Source organism: Roseobacter sp. HKCCA0882 (assembly GCF_037805225.1).
GTDB lineage: Bacteria > Pseudomonadota > Alphaproteobacteria > Rhodobacterales > Rhodobacteraceae > M30B80.
Map to the genome: position 1 here is coordinate 1,572,625 of NZ_JBBLYI010000001.1, position 19,662 is coordinate 1,592,286.

Consider the following 19,662-nt stretch of genomic DNA (forward strand, 5'->3'; position numbering starts at 1 on the left):
GCCTAGATAAGGCAGCAAGCGGATTCCCGCCACACCTTTACGGGAGCGGCTTAATCTGCGCCTTACCATCAGCCAGTTCAACCTCAACCTCGGACGCCGTGCGCAGAGCTGCAGTTGTGGTGATCAACCCCGTCTCATTGCGCAACACCGCATAGCCGCGCTTGAGCGTTGCCGTGTAGCCGAGGCTCTGCCGCATCCGTTCAAGGGCATTCAGTTTTTGCTGTGCATCTGCAATCGCGCGGCTCAGAACCGAGGGGCGCAAATTGGCGCAAGCGCGCTCATAAGGCAGGCGTTTTTGCGCCAAAGCACGATCCAAGGCAGGCACCAGTCGCGCGCCCACAGTTTGCACATGATGGCTGCGGGTTTGCACGGATTGCACCAATGCAGGCTCAAGCCTGTCTGCCACGCGATCAAGGCGCTGCTGCGCAGTCTCAAGCAGCGAGGCAGGGCGCGGCAAGGCGCGCGAGAGATCCGCCAGCCGCACACGCCGCTGCGTGACAACTGCCTGTGCCCCCCGCGAGAGGCGCGCGCCGCAATCTTGAACCCAAGTGAGGATATCCATCCGCACAGGCACCGCACGCTCGGCCGCAGCGGTCGGCGTGGGCGCGCGATAATCAGCCGCAAAATCAATCAAGGTGGTATCGGTTTCATGCCCCACAGCGGAGATCAGGGGGATCCTGCTTTCGGCGGCGGCGCGCACCACGATTTCCTCGTTGAAACCCCACAGGTCTTCAAGGCTGCCTCCGCCCCGCGCCACGATGATCAAATCAGGGCGGGGGATGTGCCCCCCTGCGGTAAGGGCGTTAAACCCGCGAATGCCTGCCGTCACTTCTTGCGCGCATTTCTCTCCTTGAACCGCGACAGGCCAGATCAAGACCTGCCGTGGGAAACGATCCCGCAGGCGGTGCAAAATATCGCGGATCACCGCCCCAGAGGGCGAGGTAACCACACCGATCACCTCAGGCAAAAAGGGCAGCTCCTGCTTGCGCGCAGCATCAAATAAACCCTCAGCAGCCAATTTGATACGGCGCTGTTCCAACATCGCCATCAAGGCACCCGCCCCCGCAGGGCGCATATCCTCGATCACCAATTGATATTTCGATTGGCCTGCAAAGGTCGTCATGCGCCCCGAAGCGACAACCTCCATCCCCTCTTCGGGTCTGTGGGATAGGCGCGCGGCTGTGCCCTTCCAGATCACGGCATCCAAATTTGAGCGATCATCTTTCAAGGTCAAATAGATATGACCAGAAGCAGGGCGCGAAATACGGCCCAATTCGCCGCGCACGCGGATATGCGAGAACTCCCCCTCAATCATTCGCTTCACCGCACCAGAAAGCTCGGTGACAGAGAACTCTGGTGCGTTTCCGCCCTCGGCTTCTTCGATCAAATCCGACATCTGCCCTTCATCCCTTGGGTTGGCTTGCGTTGATTTCCCTCGCAGCTTAGAACGCGGCAACGAAAAGGCCAAGTGGAGCGGATGCGATGAATATCTTGATTTTGGGCAGTGGTGGCCGTGAACACGCTTTGGCTTGGGCGGTTTTGCAAAGCCCCAAATGTGATACGTTGATCGTTGCCCCCGGCAATGCGGGGATCGCCCAAATCGCCGCTTGTGCCGATATCGATATTCTTAACCCGCAGGCGGTTGTGGATTTTGCTGCCGAAAACGCAATTGATTTTGTGATTGTTGGGCCCGAAGCCCCCTTGGCCGAGGGCGTGGTCGATGCCCTGTCACAATCGGGCATCTTGGCTTTTGGCCCAAGCCGAGAGGCGGCGCGGCTTGAGGCCTCTAAGGCCTTTACCAAGGAAATCTGTGACGCGGCCAAGGCACCGACTGCCGCCTACGCGCGGTTCACCGATGCAGCATCCGCGCGGGACTACGTCACAGCACAAGGCGCGCCCATTGTGGTCAAGGCCGATGGTTTGGCGGCGGGAAAAGGTGTGATCGTGGCGATGGCCCTGACCGAGGCGTTGGACGCGATTGACGATATGTTCGGCGGCGAGTTCGGCGATGCAGGTGCCGAGGTGGTAATCGAAGAGTTCATGGAGGGTGAAGAAGCCAGTTTCTTCATTCTCTCTGATGGCGCATCCATCCTGCCTATTGGCACAGCCCAAGATCATAAACGCGCCTTTGACAATGATGCGGGGCCGAATACGGGTGGCATGGGTGCCTATAGCCCTGCCCCCGTCCTAAGCGATGAGATCGCCGCGCGCGCCTTGCGCGAGATTGTGCAGCCCACGATTGACGAAATGGCCAAGCGCAGCACGCCCTATCGCGGCGTACTTTATGCAGGGTTGATGATCAAAGACGGCCAAGCACGCTTGGTCGAATATAACGTGCGCTTTGGCGATCCTGAATGTCAGGTGTTGATGATGCGCCTCGGCGCGCAGGCCTTAGATCTGATGGTGGCTTGCGCGGAACAGAGGCTTGACCAAATGTCGGTCAACTGGGCCGAGGATCACGCGCTCAGCGTTGTGATGGCGGCAAATGGCTATCCCGGATCATATGAAAAAGGCAGCGTGATCAACGGGCTTGAGGCGTTGGCGCAAGACAGCAACCACATGGTATTTCACGCAGGCACCAAGGAAGTGAATGGCGCAATCACAGCCGCAGGAGGGCGCGTTTTAAACGTCACCGCCCGAGGTGAAACCTTGGCCGAGGCCCGCCACCGCGCCTATGACATGGTCAATAAAATTGATTGGCCTGACGGGTTTTGCCGCTCAGACATCGGATGGAGGGCGCTGTAGCACAGCGCGCCTCCGATGCCATCACAGCTTGGAGAGCTTGTTTTGCAGTTCCGCAAGCTGGCGTTTGATCTGGCTCAGTTCGTCCTCTTCGCTCGCAGGGGTGGGCGCGTCTTCCTCCTCTGCGCTCGGGCCTGACCACCCTTTGCCCAAACCACCAGTCATCGCCTTCATCAAGGCTTCTTGCTGGGCGCGCATGGCCTCAAACCCGGGCATGGAGGCCATCGGGTTAATCGCGCTCATGTTTTCCATCATCGCGGATTGGCCCTGTTTGAGCATATCAAAGGACATCGCAAGAAAATCGGGAACCACGCTTTGTGCTTGGCTTGTGTAACTGCGCACCAGATCATTCAGCACGGCGATTGGCAAAACACTTTCGCCGCGTGATTCATGTTCTGCGATAATCTGCAACAGAAATTGGCGGGTCAGATCATCCCCTGATTTCAGGTCAACAATCTTCACCTCGCGCCCCGCGCGGATGAACCCCGCAATATCATCAAGCGTCACATAATCGGAGGTCTCAGTATTATAGAGCCTGCGGCTGGCATAGCGTTTGATCAATAAAGGCTCTTGTGCCTGTGCCATTTCATCCTCCCTGACTTACTGTCACGCGTTCACCCTAGGGATCAGCCTAAGCAGTCGCAGAAAAAAAACAATAATTGTTTTGCAGATGCAAAAAGGGCAGGCGGTGAGGCCTGCCCTTCTTGGGAGCGCGTTGGAAGGGAGGATACCAACGCGGCACAGAAATCTGTAGCTTATGCAGCTGCAGTTGCTGCTTTCTTGGCTGCTGCAGTGACTTCAGCAGTTGCTTTTTTAACAGCTGCAGAAGCTTCTTCAGTTGCAGATTTGCCTGCAGCCATCATCAACTCAACAGTGTCCATCTGAACTTTTTTCGCGACTTCAGCGAAAGCAGCCATGTTTTCAGCTGCGATTTCTGCTTGTGCAGAAGCGAAATCGGTCAGGGCTTTGCTGTAATCAGCAGGCTCTTCTTTAACTTTTGCAAAATCGCCGAGTTTCGCGATGGTTTCTTTTGTCCAACCTGCTTGGATTTCAGAGGATTTCTCAGCGGCTTCAAGAGCAACTTTCGAGAACTTCTCGCCCATCGCGGCAGAGTTTTTGAACGCGTCGGTCATTGCCGACATGTCCATTGGGTAAGCCTTCATCATGTCCTGAAGAACTTTTGTGAATTCGTTTGCGGCTGTTTTTGCCATGGTCTCTACTCCAAAAAATATCGCGTGTTTCGCGGACTGCGTTTGCTGCATGTGCAGTATATGCCATGCTGCATCGCAGCAAGTCAAGCACTTTTCTGCACCGCAGCAAAAGCCAAAAATTTTATGGATTATCAGAGTTCTGGCGTTTCCTTGACATAGGTTCCGGGGGCTTGCGCCAATATTTTATAGCCCGACTCACCCAAGCTGCGCGCGGCAACGCGCTTTCCCGAATGGGTGCGCAACCATGCTTCCCACCGAGGCCACCATGACCCTTCGTGGAATTCAGCCTGCTCGCGCCAGTCTTTCACGGAAAGGCTAAGGTCATCTTGTGTATAGTGACCGTATTTCTTTTTGTTGGGCGGATTGATGATCCCCGCGATATGGCCCGATTGGGATAGAATAAAGGTTTTATCTTGTGACCCCATTTTTTGCACACCGCGATAACTGTCCTTCCACGCCGCAATGTGATCCGCCTCGCAGGCAATGGCGCAAAGCGGCAGGTCGACATCACTGACCTTGAGCTTCTTTCCCATCAATTCAAACGTGCGCTCAGCAAAATCATTGCTTTGGCAAAGACCTCGCAAATATTGCACGGTCATCTTGCCAGGCAAATGCGTCCCGTCACCATTCCAGTAAAGCAGGTCAAAGGCAGGCGGCGCCTCCCCCATCATATAGCTGCGCACCGCAGGGCCGTAGATCAAATCCTTGGCGCGCAAAAAGCTAAAGGTCTTGGCCATATATTTGTTATCAAGCACACCATCTTCGGCAACCTGCCGTTCGATGGCATCGACAAAGTCATCTTGCAGAAAGACCGTAAATTCACCCTGATCGGAAAAATCCGTCATCGTGGTGAAGAAGGTGGCCGATGAAATCGGCTTTTGGCGCCGTTTTTTCAGCAGCGAGAGCGTGAGGCTAAGGGTGGTGCCTGCAATGCAATAGCCCACCGTATTGACCGCCTTACTGCCCGTGATCTCTTTGGCGACGTCAATAGCCTTGAGATAGCCTTTCTCGATGTAATCTTCGAGGCCCTTATCTGAATAGGACTTATCAGGGTTCTTCCAAGACACTACGAATAAGGTATAGCCTTGATCCACAATCCATCGGATCAAACTATTTTCGGGGCGCAAATCCATTACGTAATATTTGTTGATCCACGGCGGGAAGATGATCACAGGTTTTTTATAGACCTTCTCTGTGGTCGGCGCGAATTGCAGCAACTCCATCATTTCGTTGCGATAGATGACGGCGCCTTTTGCGGTTGCGATATTCGTGCCCAATTCAAAGGCCGAACCATCGGCCAAAGTTGGCAAGATCTCACCCTTATGGGCCTCAATATCGCGCACAAGGTTCTCTAAGCCCTTCACAAGGCTTTCGCCCTCGGTTTCGACCGCACGCTCCAACGCATCTGGGTTTGTGGCCAGAAAATTTGTTGGTGCAAAAAGATCAACCATCTGTTTTGCAAAGAATTCGATTCTCTGCCGATCTTTATGCTCTAGCCCCTCAAGATCCTTCAACGAGACCTCTATGGCATTGGCCGAGATCATATATTGCTGTTTGACGTAGTTAAAATAGGGGTGCGTTTTCCACAGCGGATTGGAAAAACGGCGATCATCTGGGGTGTTATCCTCGGGCGGCTCTAGCTTGCCTTGCGTAAGATTCTGTTGAGCTTCCGCGTAATGGGTGACGGAATCAGCCCAAAATTTGACCTGCCGCTCCATTAATTTTGCGGGGTTATTCACCAATTCCGACCAGTATGCCATGCTGGCTTTCATATAGAGATCGGGGCCTGGCCCATTCAGGCCAGGGTCGTTTTGGTCTTTATTTGCGAGGGCTTCGACCAAACGTCGGCTTAACTCTTCCACGCGTTTGAGATTGGTGTTTAACTTTTCTAAATGGTCACCCATGACTCTTGCCTCCTCGCGCGCGGATCGTCACTTTGCTTGATTTTATCCGATAAATGCTGCATTTGCATAGAGAGGCTTTACCAAGGTGAGGGGGTAGGGTTGATTTACCGCAGGGTGCATTGACGGCGCCCAAGCTCAATTTTGGAGATATGCATCCGATGCGACAGCTTCTCACCTATGATTTCATGGAAACCATGCGCGTGACCAACCAATGGCTTGGATCAACCGCGCGGGCGATGTGCTCCTATCCGCAATTCGGGCTTGTGGCCAATCCCGCCATCCAAATGACCGCCGCTTGGGGTGAGGTGATGGAGCGCAGTTTTGCGCGCATGGCGGTAAAACCTGATTGGGGCATTCGCTCCATCACACTCAGCGATGGCCGTGACCACGCGGTCAGTCCGAATGTTGTTCTTCCAAAACCTTTTGGCGATTTGGTGCATTTCGCTGTTGCAGAGCGCGCGGCTATGACCCGCAAGGTGTTGTTGGTTGCCCCAATGTCGGGCCATTACGCCACGCTTCTGCGCTCGACCGTCATCAGTCTGCTGCCCGATTGTGATGTCTATGTCACCGATTGGCACAATGCCCGCGACATCCCTGTCAGCGCAGGCAAGTTCGATGTCGAGGATTACACCCTCTATCTGGTGGAGTTCATGCGCCACATGGGGCCAGACACCCATGTCATCGCGGTCTGCCAACCCGCCCCTCTGACCTTAGCAGCGACCGCCTATCTGGCCGAGGAAGACCCCAAGGCACAGCCCCGCTCATTGACCCTGATCGGGGGCCCAATTGACCCAGAAGCCGCGCCAACGGATGTGACCGATTTTGGCAATCGCGTCACCATGGGCCAGTTGGAACAGTCCATGTTGCAGCGGGTGGGGTTCAAATATGCAGGCGCCGGCCGCATGGTCTATCCAGGATTGCAGCAGCTTAGCTCGTTTATGGCGATGAATGCCGAAAAACACAGCCGCGCCTTCACCGAGCAGATTCTTCGTGTGGCCAAGGGCGAGGCATCTGACAACGACAAGCATAACCGCTTTTACGATGAATATCTTGCGGTCATGGATATGCCTGCGGAATTCTACCTCTCAACCGTGGATCGTATCTTCAAGAAGCGCGAGATTGCGAAAAACACCTTCACCGTTTCGGGTAAGCCTGTTGATATCGGTCAAATCACATCGGTTGCAGTGAAAACTGTTGAGGGCGGCAAAGATGACATTTCCGCCCCGGGCCAATGTGTTGCAGCCCTAGATCTATGCACCGGCCTGCCAGACAGCAAAAAGGCGAGCCACCTCGAGCCTGATGCAGGCCATTACGGGATTTTTGCAGGCAAAAGCTGGCGCAACAATATCCGCCCGCTTGTTCTGGATTTCATTGACGCCAACAATAAGTCCGCGAAGATCAAAGCCGTCAGTTAAACCGCGCTTTCCAGCATTTCATCCAGCCTGCGCGCCAAAAGATCAAGGCAATGCGGGCTGGAAAAGCGGTGATCCTCGCCTTTGACCAATTCCAAATGCAAATCATCGCACTGCAAATGCGCAAGAAGGCGCAAAGCCACCGTTTGATCCACCGCCTCATCCTCGGTGCCTTGTAAAAGGCGCACAGGGGCGTCAATCGCCAGAGCGCTGCGCAGAACCAAATTCTTGCGTCCATCCTCAATCATGCGCTTGGTGACGATCATCGGCTCCCCGTATTCTGAGGGCAGCGCGGTTTGCCCCTGCCCCATGACTTCAGCGCGTTGATCGTCGGTGAAACTGGCCCAAAACCCATCTTCAGTAAAATCAGGGGCAGCCGCGATGCCAATCAGCCCCGCAATCCGTTCGGGGTTTCGGCGCGCTATCAACAGTGAAATCCATCCCCCCATGGACGACCCCACCAAAACCACCCGCTTCGGGGCAAGGCGATCTAAAACCTCGGCGGCGTCTTCGGCCCAATCGCCAATACAGCCCTCGGTGAACGCGCCGCTGCTTTCGCCATGGCCAGAATAATCAAACCGCAGGAAAGCCCGCCCACGGGATTTAGCGTATTCCTCAAGGAATACAGCCTTGGTTCCCGCCATGTCTGAGCGCAAGCCGCCCAAAAACACCACCATCGGATGGGTGCCTTCCGTCAGATGATAGGCAATGCTGCGAGATTTCTCGGTGATCAGATGGTCGGGCATGGTTTCGCTTTCATGTGCGGGCATATGTCCCCTCCATGCCAAAAACCTGTCCCCCCGCGCAAGAGTTGACACCACATCAAAGGCGCGCCAAAAGACCAAGCAACACTTAACCCGCAACCGGGCGTTTCGTAGGCGCCAAACTGACGAGGAGCAATGGCGATGCCACAGATTTCCCTAACATTTCCCGATGGCAATTCCCGCAGCTACGAGGCTGGCGTGACAGCCGCCGAGGTGGCCGAAAGCATCGCAAGCTCGCTTGCCAAAAAGGCGATCAGCGCCACAGTGAACGGCGCGCATTACGACTTGGCTTGGCCAATTGATGCCGATGCCACCATCGCGATCAACACCATGAAGGATAATGACGCCGAAGCCTTAGAGCTGATCCGTCACGACTTTGCCCATGTGATGGCGCGCGCCGTTCAAGAAATCTGGCCAGATGTAAAAGTGACAATCGGCCCCGTCATCGAAAATGGCTGGTATTACGATTTTGACCGCAAAGAGCCCTTCACCCCAGATGATCTGGGTCGGATTGAGGCGAAGATGAAAGAGATCATCAACGCCCGCGATGCCGTGCGCACAGAAATCTGGGATCGCGCACGCGCAATCGCGCATTACGAAGCAGCAGGCGAACCATATAAGGTAGAACTGGTTGGGATGATCCCCGAAGATCAACCCGTGCGGATGTATTGGCACGGGGATTGGCAAGACCTCTGCCGTGGCCCGCATTTGCAGCACACAGGGCAATTGCCCGCTGATGCGTTTAAATTGATGAAACTCGCAGGCGCATATTGGCGCGGCGACAGCAACCGCCCGATGTTGCAGCGCATCTATGGGGTCGCGTTCAAAAACCGCGATGACCTCAAGGCGCATCTGACTTTCTTGGAAGAAGCCGAAAAGCGCGACCACCGCCGCTTGGGCCGAGAGATGAACCTGTTCCATATGCAGGAAGAGGCCCCAGGTCAGGTGTTTTGGCACCCCAATGGGTGGCGCATATACACGGCGCTGCAAGATTACATGCGCCGCCGTCAGCAAGATGGCGGCTATGTAGAAGTTAACACCCCGCAAGTAGTTGACCGCCGTCTTTGGGAGGCCTCGGGCCATTGGGAAAAATACCAAGAGAATATGTTCATCGTGGAAGTGGACGAAGACCATGCCCGCGAAAAGGCCATCAACGCCCTGAAGCCGATGAACTGCCCCTGCCATGTGCAGATTTTCAATCAGGGCATGAAATCCTATCGCGACCTGCCCTTGCGGATGGCGGAATTTGGATCATGTAACCGATACGAACCATCGGGCGCATTGCATGGGATCATGCGGGTGCGCGGCTTTACCCAAGATGACGCGCATATCTTCTGCCGCGAAACGCAGATTGAAGATGAAACAAAGCAATTCATCGAGTTGCTTTCGGCGGTTTACAAGGATCTTGGGTTTGAGAAATTCCGCGTGAAATTCTCTGACCGCCCCGACACCCGCGCGGGCAGCGATGAGGTTTGGGACAAGGCCGAAGCGGCACTTAAATCCGCCACCGAAGCGGCGGGATATGCCTATGAACTGAATCCCGGCGAAGGGGCTTTTTACGGCCCGAAACTGGAATTCGTGCTGACCGATGCCATTGGGCGAGATTGGCAATGCGGCACGTTGCAGGTGGATTTCGTTCTGCCCGAACGTCTGGACGCCACCTATATCGGCGAGGATGGCGCGAAACACCGTCCCGTCATGCTGCACCGCGCAATTTTGGGCAGCTTTGAGCGTTTCATCGGCATCTTGATCGAGAACTTCGCAGGCCGCCTGCCCTTCTGGTTGGCCCCGCGTCAAGTTGTGGTTGCTTCTATCGTCTCCGAAGCGGATGGTTTTGTGGATGAGATTGTCGCGTTGCTCAAAAAACGGGGCGTGCGCGCCGAGGCTGATAAGCGCAACGAAAAGATCAATTATAAAATCCGCGAGCATTCCACAGGAAAGGTGCCTGTGATTTTGGCTGTTGGACGCAAAGAGATGGAAGATCGAAGCGTGACCTTGCGCCGTTTGGGTGAAAGTCAAACTTCCGTTCAGCCCTTAGATGCCTTGATCGATGCCTTAGTGGCAGAGGCGATTGCGCCTGATCTGCGCAGCTAATTTATAAAAGCGCGGCTTTTACATCCGCGCCCCATCCCAGATATAGCGCCCCGTGATCCGCAAGGATGACGGGGCGTTTCATCAGGGCGGCATGGGTCGCCAACAGCGCCTTTGGATCAGTGGCGCGCGTGGCATCATCCAAACCACGCCATGTGGTGGATTTGCGATTGATGAGGGCATCCGCCCCAAATTCTGCCAAAAACTGCGAAATCTCAGCATCGTTCAACGGGGTTTCGCGCAGATCACGCAACGCGGCGCTATGACCTGCAGCGGTCAATTCCTTCACCGCCTTGCGGCATGTGTCACAATTTTTCAGCCCAATAATCTGCATCTGTGCCTCTTTTTTATTCCACAAACCACAGCATAGGGCCGCAGGCGCTCGGTTCCAGAGAGTTTTTCTTGATTTTTAGTAAAACCAAGGCACTCTCTTGGCGTGCCTCTAGGTCACCAGTTGAACTGCTTTTGAGACGGCAGCAAAAGCATGGTCATCGGCCCTGGCTGCACCCCACGCGCAGACACGCTTGTGGGATTGAGACTTGAGACAGGAAAGATACGAAAATGCCCACTGGCACTGTGAAATGGTTCAACACCACCAAAGGTTACGGGTTTATCGCGCCTGATGGCGGCGGCAAAGATGTGTTCGTGCATATCTCTGCAGTTGAACAAGCGGGGATGAAAGAATTAGCCGATAACACGAAAATCAGCTTTGAGCTTCGTGAAGGCCGCGATGGTCGCGCCTCTGCGGTCGATCTGAAAATTCTCTGACGTCAAAACCCCGCGCGCAAGGCAACCACACCGCTTTGCGCGCATGGCCTCCTAGGCCGTGATGGCGCGCGCGATCATGACCCCACCCCATGCGGCAACCCCTGTCAGCGTGGCGCCCCAAATCACATCCATTAGCACCATTTGCGGATGCCAATCACGCATCACCGCCCAAGAGGTGAATTCATAGGTGCCATAGGCCACAAAGCCCAAAATTGCACCATTGATCAGGGCAAGGCTTGGCGTATCTGCGCGCATCGCGGGGGTGGAGGCAAAGTAAAGAATGCCCCCCATATAGGTCAGATAAAACAAGATTGCAGGCAACAGGCGAAACCCACCTTCATAGAGCAAGTCGCCAATATGCCGCGCAAAGACAGGCTGTAACACTGTGTTCAACATCACCGCATCAGCAATGAGGAAGATCAAAGATGTCGCCACGAAGAGCATTAAGAGGGTCATCAGCTGCCGCCTTTTCGCGCTACGTCCCGCATGCCATAAGTTAGCGGTGCTTTTGAATAAGGCAAAACTTTAGGCCCGCACCAATTCCCGCACCACGCACGCGGGGCCTTCCTCGCGCAAGGGATGCCGCCACGCCTCGCGCCAATCACTTTCGGTGATCTCAGGGAAGTAGGCATCTGCCGCCTCAATCACCAAATCAACCTCGGTGACCAAAAGCCTGTCTGCCATCGGCAGCATTTGCGCATAAATCTGTGCACCGCCAATCCCGTAAATCCGCGGATATCCTGCGCTTCGGGCCAACTCAATCGCTGCATCCACAGAAGCGACAACCTTATCGTGCAAGGATTTATCACGGCTGACCACGATATTGAGGCGATTTTTCAGCGGCTTAAACGGGAGGCTCTCCCATGTGATACGGCCCATAATCACCGCCCCGCCCATTGTTTCACGTTGGAAAAAGGCCAAATCCTCGGGCGCGTGCCACGGGATTGTGTTGCCCTTTCCAATCGCGCCGTTCTGCGCCCGCGCCACGACAAGTGAAATCATGATCTTACCCCCCTAAACCGCCACTGGCGCTTTGATGGCGGGATGGGGGTCATACCCTTCGATGATGAAATCATCGTAGCGGAAATCGAAAATCGACCCAACATCGCGTGCAAGCCGCAAGGTCGGCGCAGGGCGACTGTCGCGCGACAGTTGCTCTTTCACCTGATCCATATGATTGGAATAGATGTGACCATCGCCTATCGAATGCACAAATTCGCCGGGCTTATAGCCCGTGACATGGGCCAGCATCACCGCAAGCAAGGCATAAGAGGCAATGTTAAACGGAACCCCTAAAAACATATCTGCCGAACGCTGATAAAGCTGCAGGCTCAGCCGCCCGTTCAAGATTTTCACCTGCCACAGCGTATGGCAGGGCGGCAGGGCCATTTGATCTACCTCGCCCGGGTTCCAAGCCGACACAATCAGGCGGCGACTGTCCGGCGTGCGTTTGATCATCTCAACCAAATTCGAAATCTGATCAACCGATCCAATCGACACGGCGCCATCTGCACCATGCATAACCTTTGGAAAATGTCGCCATTGATGGCCGTAAACAGGGCCAAGATCGCCCTTTTCATCGGCCCATTCATCCCAAATGGAAACGCCATTTTCTTTGAGATAGCCAATATTCGTATCGCCCGCGAGGAACCATAACAACTCGTGAATAATGGATTTCAGATGCAGCTTTTTGGTCGTAATCAGCGGGAAAGTTTCGCTCAAATCGTAGCGCGCTTGCAGGCCGAAATAGCTGCGCGTGCCCGTGCCTGTGCGGTCCGTTGTATCCACGCCCTTTTCAAGGATCAGCGCCAATTGGTCATGATATTGCTGCATCGCCACGCATCCACAGGTTGGGCCATCGTTACGCTGTATATTGAAACGATTTTAGCACAAACCGCAATATCGGGTGGGGCATTTCGTGCCCCGGCCCCCTGTAATTCTGCAAATTTCACGCTAAGCTTGAGGCAACGCGAAATTTCACGAGGGAGACAGCCGTGGCAATCCGATATCTTCACACAATGGTGCGGGTCAAAGACCTTGAAGCAACCCAAAAATTCTTTGCGCTCTTAGGCCTAAAGGAAACGCGGCGCTCTGATTATGAAAGCGGGCGCTTTAGCCTGATCTTCATGGCCCCTGAAGGCCAAGAGGAATGTCCCGTTGAACTGACCTATAACTGGGATGGTGATGATGGGCTGCCATCAGATAGCCGCCATTTCGGGCATCTCGCCTATGAGGTGGATGATATCTACGCGATGTGTCAGCACTTGATGGATCATGGCGTGACAATCAATCGCCCCCCGCGCGATGGCCGAATGGCCTTTGTGCGCTCACCCGATAATATCTCGGTCGAATTGCTTCAAAAAGGTGCGGCACAAGAGCCCGCTGAACCATGGGCTTCGATGCCAAATATCGGGCATTGGTAAGGGCCGCACTCATAATTGGGGTGGCTTTGCTGCTGCCCCAATCGGCTACGGCTTGCCGCTTGGCCTTGGCCCTTGGGTTGGATGCATCGGCATCGGTTGACAGTGACGAACACAGGCTGATGCGCGCGGGCCTTGCCAATGCGTTGACAAGCCCAGTTGTCATGACCGCACTGTTTGACAGCGCGGCACCCGTGGCCATCTTGGTGTATGAGTGGTCAGGACGAAGGCAACAGCAGTTTTTGGTTGACTGGACGATCCTCGACACCCCGACAACCCTCACCGCTGTCGCTGCCGAAATTGTGGCCGCACCGCGCGCGGATGATGAATTTCCAACCGCACTTGGATACGCGCTCGGCTTTGGGGCCACGCAATTAGCAGCAGCACCTGCCTGTGATTTTTATACGCTCGACATCTCGGGGGATGGTGAAAACAACGAGGGATTTCAACCAAGCCACGCTTTTGCCCATTTCCCCTTTGACAACGTCACTGTGAACGGGTTGGCGATTGGGGGCGCAGCGGTTGATATTGTCGAATATTACCAACGCGAAATCCTGCGCGGGCCGGGTGCCTTTATCGAACAGGCGCGCGATTACCAAGATTTTGAAGCCGCCATGTTGCGCAAACTCGAACGCGAATTGCGCCCCATAATGTTGGGCGGCCTTTGATCCGCGCGCAAATGACTTGGAAAGCCGCGAATGATATGCAAATTATATGTAAGTTTTGATTATATTTTGGGTGATTTGCGCATGCTTGACCGAACTGACCGCCGCTTATTACGTGCCTTGCAACAAAATGGCGCAATGACGGCGCAGGAGATGGGGCGTCATCTTGGTCTTTCGACCTCTCAAGCAGGGCGGCGGCGACAAAAGCATGAACAAACAGGCGTGCTGCGCGCGGTTCAGCATAGATATTGCACCAGAGGCCTGCGGCTTATCAGTGCAGGCGTTTTTGACACTCACCCGCAGCGCCCATGATCCTGCCTTGATGGATGATTTCAAGCGATTGCTACACAGCACCCCTGAAATCGTTTCAGCCTTTGATGTCACAGGCTCTGCAAACACAATCCTGCGCGTTTGGCGCAGCGATCTAGACGCCCTACGCGAACTCATTGATACCATCATCTTACCCCATCCGATGGTCGAGAAACTGCACACCGAGATCGTGATGGCGCAAATCAAGCCAGACAGCGCCTTGCCGCTCTGATCCACTCGTGCCAAAGTTGCACTCAAGACGAACGCAACCTCCCCCACGCAAAGGACAGGCCGATGGAAAGTCTGCTTTTACAGGCGACAATCTACCTTTCTGCAATGGTCATCACTGTGCCTTTGACCGTGCGGTTTGGTCTGGGATCGGTCTTGGGCTATTTGCTTGCTGGCATCGCGATTGGCCCATTGATTGGGTATATTGGGTCGGACACGGATGACCTCCAACATTACGCCGAATTTGGCGTGGTGCTGATGCTGTTTCTGATCGGTCTAGAACTAGAGCCGCGCAATCTGTGGGATATGCGGCAACGTTTGATCGGTTTGGGCGGGGCGCAGGTTGTTTTGACGACCTTTGCGCTTGCAGGGGTCGCGCTGCTCTTTGGCTTGCAATGGCAATTGGCCTTGGCAACAGGGATGATCTTGGCCCTGTCTTCGACCGCGATTGTGCTACAGACGCTCAGCGAAAAGGGATTGATGAAAACCAACGGCGGCCGCGGCGCGTTTTCTGTGCTTATGACCCAAGATATTGCAGTCATTCCGATGTTGGCGTTTCTTCCCCTTTTGGCCGTGTCGGGCAGTTTAAGTTTTGCACAAGACGGCTCGATCCAACGCGCAACCAATACGGCGGATCATGGGGCCCATTCCTTCTCACTGGTCGAGGGACTGCCGGGATGGGGGGTAACGCTGGTCACAATTGCCGCCATCGCGCTTGTGATCCTTGCGGGGCATTTCCTATCCCGCCCCCTGTTCCGCTTTATCCACATGGCACGCTTGCGCGAGGTTTATACCGCGGTGGCGCTAGTGATCGTTGTTGGTATCGCAGCCCTCATGATCTTGGTGGGGCTTTCGCCCGCGCTTGGGGCGTTTATTGCGGGCGTTGTCCTTGCCAATTCCGAATTCCGCCATGAATTAGAGGCCGATATCGCCCCGTTCAAAGGCCTGCTCTTGGGGCTGTTCTTTATCACTGTGGGCGCAGGTATAAATTTCGGAACGCTATTTTCAGCACCCCTGACAATCTTGGGTCTGACCTTGGGAATGATGGCCCTTAAAGGGATAATCCTTTTGGCTATCGGATTTGCCTTTGGAATGCGGAAAAAAGACCTGTCTCTCTTTACGCTTGGCCTCGCACAAGCGGGCGAGTTTGGCTTTGTTTTGATCTCATTCTCAGTGCAGCAATCGGTGATGACCGATGCGACCGGCGAAACGCTTTTGCTGGTTGTGGCGCTGTCCATGCTTCTGACGCCTTTGGCCTTCATCCTCTATGATCGGCTCGCCCATCGTTTGGCCGATACAGGCACCGCCCCAGAGGCCGATGAAATCGGGGAAACCGCGCCCATCATCATCGCAGGCGTGGGGCGGTTTGGGCAGGTGGTCAATCGTGTTGTCCAAGGTGCAGGGTTTAAGACGGTGGTGCTCGATGCCGATTTATCAGTCATCCAACTGATGCGCGGCTTTGGCTTCAAGGCGTTTTTCGGCGACCCGACCCGCCCCGAACTCTTGACTGCGGCAGGGTTAGAAGAGGCCAAGGTTCTTGTCGTTGCGGTCGACAACAAGGAAAGCGCGGTGCGTCTTGTCACCTATGCGCGCCGCATCAGGCCAGATCTCCATATCACTGCACGGGCGCATGATCGGCTGCATGTCTACGAACTTTATAAGGCAGGTGCAGATCATATCGTGCGCGAGATGTTCGACAGCTCACTGCGGGCCGCGCGCTATGTGCTTGAGGATATGGGCCTGTCTGATTACGAGGCCCATGAAATGGAGGTGGCCTTTTACCGCCATGACCGCCAAAATCTGCGCGATTTGGCGGAACTGTGGAAACTAGGCGTGCCGATTGCCGAGAACCCCGCCTATATGGAACGCGCGCGCGAATTGAACGCGAACCTTGAGGCGGCGCTGCTCAGCGCATTAGACGAATCCACGCGGGAGAATGCCATGTGGGAAGGCCCTACAGATCGCCGCCGCGCGCGCGGTGATGCCAGCGCACTTTCGGGCAAGCTGTCACGCGGCGGTGCGCGGGATGCCTCTTAACCCGCGCTGACGCCAGCTTCAGCAAAGCTCGCCATGCCTGAGTGGCAGGCAAGCGCCCCTTTAAGAATTTGAATGGCCAAGGCGGCCCCGCTACCTTCACCAAGACGCAATCCAAGGTTCAGCAAAGGCTCTTTGCCAATCGCGTCCAGCAATTTGCGATGTCCTCCCTCAGCTGAGAGATGGCCTGCCACACAATGATCCAATGCACCCTTTTGGGCCTGCTCCAAACAGGCGGCCGCCGCAGTGCAGATAAATCCATCAAGGATAACAGGGATGCAGTTTGCGCGCGCCGCAGCAATCGCGCCCGCCATGGCAACAATCTCGCGCCCGCCCAAGCATCGCAAAGCCGTCAATGGATCGCTCCGCGCCTCAGGGTTCGCGGCAATCCCCCGCGCCACCACATCCGCCTTGCGCGCAAGGCCCGCATCATCCACACCCGTGCCGCGACCAACCCAATCGCCCCCCGTGCCACCAAACAGCGCGCAGGCCATCGCCGCAGCGGCAGTGGTGTTGCCGATCCCCATTTCTCCCACCACCAAAAGGTCAGAAGTTGGATCAACAGCCCCCCAGCCCGTTAAGAACGCAGCCAAAAATGCGGCCTCATCCATTGCAGGGCCTTGCGTGAAATCTGCGGTTGGCTGTTCCAGATCAAGCGCATGAACATCCATCTTCGCGCCAGCAAGCTTGGACAGTTGATTGATCGCTGCCCCGCCTGCCTCGAAATTAGCAACCATTTGCACTGTGACCTCAGCGGGAAAGGCACTGACACCCTGAGCGGTGATCCCGTGATTCCCTGCAAAGACAATGACCTGTGGGGCGTCAATTTGCGCGCGCGCATTACCGCGCCACCCGCAATACCAGATTGCCACCTCCTCAAGACGCCCCAAAGCGGCAGGGGGCTTGGTCAATTGGCTGTTGCGCAACTCGGCAGCCTCCAACGCGGTTGCATCAGATTTGGGGGCTGCGACAAGGGTCGCGCGAATGTCGGAAAGGGTCTCAAATTGCATGACGAGCTTTGTCCACCAGATCAAAGGATTGCGTGCTGCCCCCCCTATCCGATAGACAATGGCGGGGACAACAGGAACATCGCAAGAATGACCTATAACTTTCTGCATGGAAACCGACCAAAACTAGGCGATATCGCCGTTGCCTTTGCGCTTTTGAGCCGCCTTTCCCTGCCCTTCAAACCCGATTACACGCGCGGCGCAGAGGCCGCATGGGCCTATCCGCTTGTGGGCGCGGCTATCGGCGCGATTGGGATGGGGCTTGGCGGTGCGGCTTTGGGGCTGGGCCTGCCGCTTAGCGTTGCGGGTATAATCGCGCTTGCCGCCCTTATCCTCAGCACAGGCGCGATGCATGAGGACGGTCTCTCGGATGTGGCTGATGGGTTTTGGGGCGGATGGAGTGTGGAAGATCGCCTGACCATCATGAAAGACAGTCATGTGGGCGTATACGGCGTCATTGCCCTGACCTTATCGCTACTGCTTCGCGCAAGCCTAATTATTACGGTTTTACCGCAAGCCCCCCTTGCCCTGATTGCCATCGCTGCATTGAGCCGCGCGCCCATGGTCGTGCTGATGCGCTTTTTGCCCAACCCCCGCGCCGCGGGCCTGTCGCGCAGCGTGGGAACCCCGTCTAACGTCACCACGGGCGGCGCAGCTATTCTTGCCTTCCTGATAACATTGGGGCTAATCGGGCCGCTTTCGGGCCTCTTGGTGATTGGCGTTGCAGCCTTGACGGCATTTGGCCTTGGCCTGTTGGCTAAGGCCAAAATCGGCGGGCAAACGGGGGATGTGTTGGGGGCAAGCCAACAGATCACCGAAATTGTCGCCTTGGCGACAATTGCATCTGTCTTATAACAAAAACGCCGCGCGAAGATCCCTTCACGCGGCGCATCGAATGTTTCAAGAAATGGCTTAGGCCGCGCGGGCGGTCAAAACCTCATCCACGCGCTGCTGCGCGCCGCGCTCATCCATGCCTTGCACGGCGGCCAACTCGCGGGTCAAACGCTCGAGCGCCGCTTCATACAGCTGACGCTCAGAATAGCTTTGCTCGCGCTGGTCATCCGCACGATGCAAATCGCGCACCACTTCGGCAATTGCGATCAAATCGCCAGAATTGATCTTTTGCTCATATTCTTGCGCACGGCGCGACCACATGGCCCGCTTCACCCGCGCCTTACCCTTCAGCGTATCTAGCGCCTTGGACACGACATCGGGACTCGACAGCGAGCGCATCCCGACCTCAGTGGCCTTTGCGGTTGGCACCCGCAGGGTCATTTTGTCTTTTTCAAACGAGATCACGAACAGCTCCAGATTGATGCCAGCAATCTCTTGCTCTTCAATCGAGATGATCTGACCTACACCATGGGCGGGATAGACGACATAATCATTGGGGCTGAATTCTTGCGATTTACGCGACTTGCTCATAAGCAGTGTTTCCTTTGCACGGGCCACCCACGGCAATCAGCCGAAAAAACCGCATGCAGAAAAGAGCTGCTTTTCTACCTTGGCGATTGTTACGGAATGTGAGGCGATGGCCTAAGCCCGTGAATATGTTGGTTTGGGCAGTGATTCCAAAAAAGCTTGCAACATTAATTTAACACAAAATTACGCTGATTCAAAGTTGGCGCAGCAGACCTGCGCCCGTATCCCTATTTTTTCAGATAAATTTGCGCACAAATAAAGGCCAGCACAAACAGAACACAGGCGAATCGGTGCCAGAATCGCCGCGTCTTTTTGCTATTTAACCACCTTCACCGGGCTTTTCGGAAAAGAGATCCATTTTGCCAGGCTTACCATCCATTTCCTCTGCCTCGGGCAGTGGGTCTTTCTTGGTAATGATCACAGGCCATGCTTCTGACCATTTGCGGTTAAACTCAACCCACTGCTCCATATCTGGCTCAGTGTCGGGCCGGATCGCATCGGCAGGGCATTCAGGCTCGCAGACGCCACAATCGATACATTCGTCTGGATGGATGACCAACATATTCTCGCCCTCGTAGAAGCAATCCACGGGGCATACCTCAACGCAGTCTGTATATTTGCAGGCAATGCAATTGTCGGTCACGACATAGGTCATAGGGTCATCACTCTTTTCAAAAGATCATGC

At 55.2% G+C, this 19,662-nt stretch carries 22 protein-coding genes; 10 read left to right on the top strand and 12 right to left on the bottom strand.

What is annotated here, in order from left to right; genetic code table 11:
• Positions 1–37: 37 nt before the first annotated feature.
• The gene (gene xseA / locus AAC622_RS07980; protein ID WP_340261272.1) at positions 38–1,396 is read right to left on the bottom strand and encodes an exodeoxyribonuclease VII large subunit; all 1,359 of its coding nucleotides are present in this window, start codon (positions 1,394–1,396) and stop codon (positions 38–40) included.
• 86 nt (positions 1,397–1,482) lie between these two features.
• Between xseA and purD the strand changes: the two genes are divergently transcribed.
• The gene (purD, locus tag AAC622_RS07985; protein ID WP_340261273.1) at positions 1,483–2,745 is read left to right on the top strand and encodes a phosphoribosylamine--glycine ligase; all 1,263 of its coding nucleotides are present in this window, start codon (positions 1,483–1,485) and stop codon (positions 2,743–2,745) included.
• A 21-nt stretch (positions 2,746–2,766) separates the two neighbouring features.
• Here the strand turns inward: purD and phaR are convergent, their stop codons facing one another.
• From phaR to phaC, 3 genes are all read right to left on the bottom strand, one after another.
• Positions 2,767–3,327 carry a polyhydroxyalkanoate synthesis repressor PhaR gene (phaR, locus tag AAC622_RS07990; protein ID WP_340261274.1) on the bottom strand — a complete coding sequence of 187 codons (561 nt, stop codon included), beginning with the start codon at positions 3,325–3,327 and terminating at the stop codon, positions 2,767–2,769.
• 170 nt (positions 3,328–3,497) lie between these two features.
• On the bottom strand, positions 3,498–3,953 hold the full coding sequence (locus tag AAC622_RS07995; protein WP_340261276.1) for a Phasin: 456 nt from the start codon (positions 3,951–3,953) through the stop codon (positions 3,498–3,500).
• 131 nt (positions 3,954–4,084) lie between these two features.
• Positions 4,085–5,857, bottom strand: a complete 1,773-nt coding sequence (gene phaC, locus AAC622_RS08000) for a class I poly(R)-hydroxyalkanoic acid synthase (protein WP_340261277.1) — start codon at positions 5,855–5,857, stop codon at positions 4,085–4,087.
• A 158-nt stretch (positions 5,858–6,015) separates the two neighbouring features.
• On the opposite strand from phaC, the gene phaZ reads away from it, so the two are divergent.
• The gene (gene phaZ / locus AAC622_RS08005) at positions 6,016–7,272 is read left to right on the top strand and encodes a polyhydroxyalkanoate depolymerase (RefSeq protein WP_340261278.1); all 1,257 of its coding nucleotides are present in this window, start codon (positions 6,016–6,018) and stop codon (positions 7,270–7,272) included.
• On the opposite strand, the gene AAC622_RS08010 is transcribed toward phaZ, so the two are convergent.
• Positions 7,269–8,039 (bottom strand): alpha/beta hydrolase, encoded by a 771-nt coding sequence (locus AAC622_RS08010; RefSeq protein ID WP_340261280.1) that lies wholly within the window; start codon positions 8,037–8,039, stop codon positions 7,269–7,271. The genes phaZ and AAC622_RS08010 overlap by 4 nt on opposite strands.
• 135 nt (positions 8,040–8,174) lie before the next feature.
• Between AAC622_RS08010 and thrS the strand changes: the two genes are divergently transcribed.
• On the top strand, positions 8,175–10,127 hold the full coding sequence (gene thrS, locus AAC622_RS08015; protein WP_340261281.1) for a threonine--tRNA ligase: 1,953 nt from the start codon (positions 8,175–8,177) through the stop codon (positions 10,125–10,127).
• Between the two features lies 1 nt (position 10,128).
• On the opposite strand, the gene AAC622_RS08020 is transcribed toward thrS, so the two are convergent.
• A complete protein-coding gene (locus AAC622_RS08020; RefSeq protein ID WP_340261283.1) occupies positions 10,129–10,458 on the bottom strand; it encodes an arsenate reductase family protein in 330 nt (109 codons plus the stop codon).
• A gap of 227 nt (positions 10,459–10,685) precedes the next feature.
• Between AAC622_RS08020 and AAC622_RS08025 the strand changes: the two genes are divergently transcribed.
• Positions 10,686–10,892: a cold-shock protein gene (locus tag AAC622_RS08025; protein ID WP_317656193.1), complete on the top strand. Its 207-nt coding sequence runs from the start codon at positions 10,686–10,688 to the stop codon at positions 10,890–10,892.
• A gap of 51 nt (positions 10,893–10,943) precedes the next feature.
• Here the strand turns inward: AAC622_RS08025 and AAC622_RS08030 are convergent, their stop codons facing one another.
• From AAC622_RS08030 to AAC622_RS08040, 3 genes are all read right to left on the bottom strand, one after another.
• Positions 10,944–11,348 carry a DUF2177 family protein gene (locus tag AAC622_RS08030; RefSeq protein ID WP_340261286.1) on the bottom strand — a complete coding sequence of 135 codons (405 nt, stop codon included), beginning with the start codon at positions 11,346–11,348 and terminating at the stop codon, positions 10,944–10,946.
• 69 nt (positions 11,349–11,417) lie between these two features.
• The gene (locus AAC622_RS08035) at positions 11,418–11,894 is read right to left on the bottom strand and encodes a dihydrofolate reductase (RefSeq protein ID WP_340261288.1); all 477 of its coding nucleotides are present in this window, start codon (positions 11,892–11,894) and stop codon (positions 11,418–11,420) included.
• Between the two features lie 12 nt (positions 11,895–11,906).
• A complete protein-coding gene (locus AAC622_RS08040; RefSeq protein ID WP_340261290.1) occupies positions 11,907–12,725 on the bottom strand; it encodes a thymidylate synthase in 819 nt (272 codons plus the stop codon).
• A gap of 161 nt (positions 12,726–12,886) precedes the next feature.
• Here AAC622_RS08040 and AAC622_RS08045 point away from each other — a divergent pair, with 161 nt between their 5' ends.
• From AAC622_RS08045 to AAC622_RS08060, 5 genes are all read left to right on the top strand, one after another.
• Positions 12,887–13,315, top strand: a complete 429-nt coding sequence (locus AAC622_RS08045) for a VOC family protein (protein ID WP_317656198.1) — start codon at positions 12,887–12,889, stop codon at positions 13,313–13,315.
• The gene (locus AAC622_RS08050; RefSeq protein WP_340261292.1) at positions 13,282–13,980 is read left to right on the top strand and encodes a DUF1194 domain-containing protein; all 699 of its coding nucleotides are present in this window, start codon (positions 13,282–13,284) and stop codon (positions 13,978–13,980) included. The genes AAC622_RS08045 and AAC622_RS08050 overlap by 34 nt, the downstream gene beginning before the upstream one ends.
• A gap of 81 nt (positions 13,981–14,061) precedes the next feature.
• The gene (locus AAC622_RS12435) at positions 14,062–14,289 is read left to right on the top strand and encodes an Lrp/AsnC family transcriptional regulator (RefSeq protein ID WP_445322617.1); all 228 of its coding nucleotides are present in this window, start codon (positions 14,062–14,064) and stop codon (positions 14,287–14,289) included.
• Entirely contained in the window at positions 14,186–14,518 is a 333-nt protein-coding gene (locus AAC622_RS08055) for an Lrp/AsnC family transcriptional regulator (protein ID WP_340261294.1), read from the top strand. Before AAC622_RS12435 ends, AAC622_RS08055 begins: the two co-directional genes overlap by 104 nt.
• 62 nt (positions 14,519–14,580) lie before the next feature.
• Positions 14,581–16,551 (top strand): cation:proton antiporter domain-containing protein, encoded by a 1,971-nt coding sequence (locus AAC622_RS08060; protein WP_340261296.1) that lies wholly within the window; start codon positions 14,581–14,583, stop codon positions 16,549–16,551.
• Here AAC622_RS08060 and cobT read toward each other — a convergent pair.
• Complete coding sequence (gene cobT, locus AAC622_RS08065) at positions 16,548–17,558, bottom strand: nicotinate-nucleotide--dimethylbenzimidazole phosphoribosyltransferase (protein WP_340261298.1); 1,011 nt, start codon at positions 17,556–17,558, stop codon at positions 16,548–16,550. The genes AAC622_RS08060 and cobT overlap by 4 nt on opposite strands.
• A gap of 87 nt (positions 17,559–17,645) precedes the next feature.
• Here cobT and AAC622_RS08070 point away from each other — a divergent pair, with 87 nt between their 5' ends.
• Positions 17,646–18,410, top strand: coding sequence for an adenosylcobinamide-GDP ribazoletransferase (locus tag AAC622_RS08070; RefSeq protein ID WP_340261300.1), 765 nt, complete (start codon positions 17,646–17,648; stop codon positions 18,408–18,410).
• A 57-nt stretch (positions 18,411–18,467) separates the two neighbouring features.
• Here the strand turns inward: AAC622_RS08070 and AAC622_RS08075 are convergent, their stop codons facing one another.
• Together AAC622_RS08075 and fdxA are read right to left on the bottom strand one after the other, a co-directional pair.
• Positions 18,468–18,980: a CarD family transcriptional regulator gene (locus tag AAC622_RS08075; protein ID WP_317656207.1), complete on the bottom strand. Its 513-nt coding sequence runs from the start codon at positions 18,978–18,980 to the stop codon at positions 18,468–18,470.
• Between the two features lie 316 nt (positions 18,981–19,296).
• Positions 19,297–19,632 carry a ferredoxin FdxA gene (gene fdxA, locus AAC622_RS08080; protein ID WP_317656208.1) on the bottom strand — a complete coding sequence of 112 codons (336 nt, stop codon included), beginning with the start codon at positions 19,630–19,632 and terminating at the stop codon, positions 19,297–19,299.
• Positions 19,633–19,662: the final 30 nt, after the last annotated feature.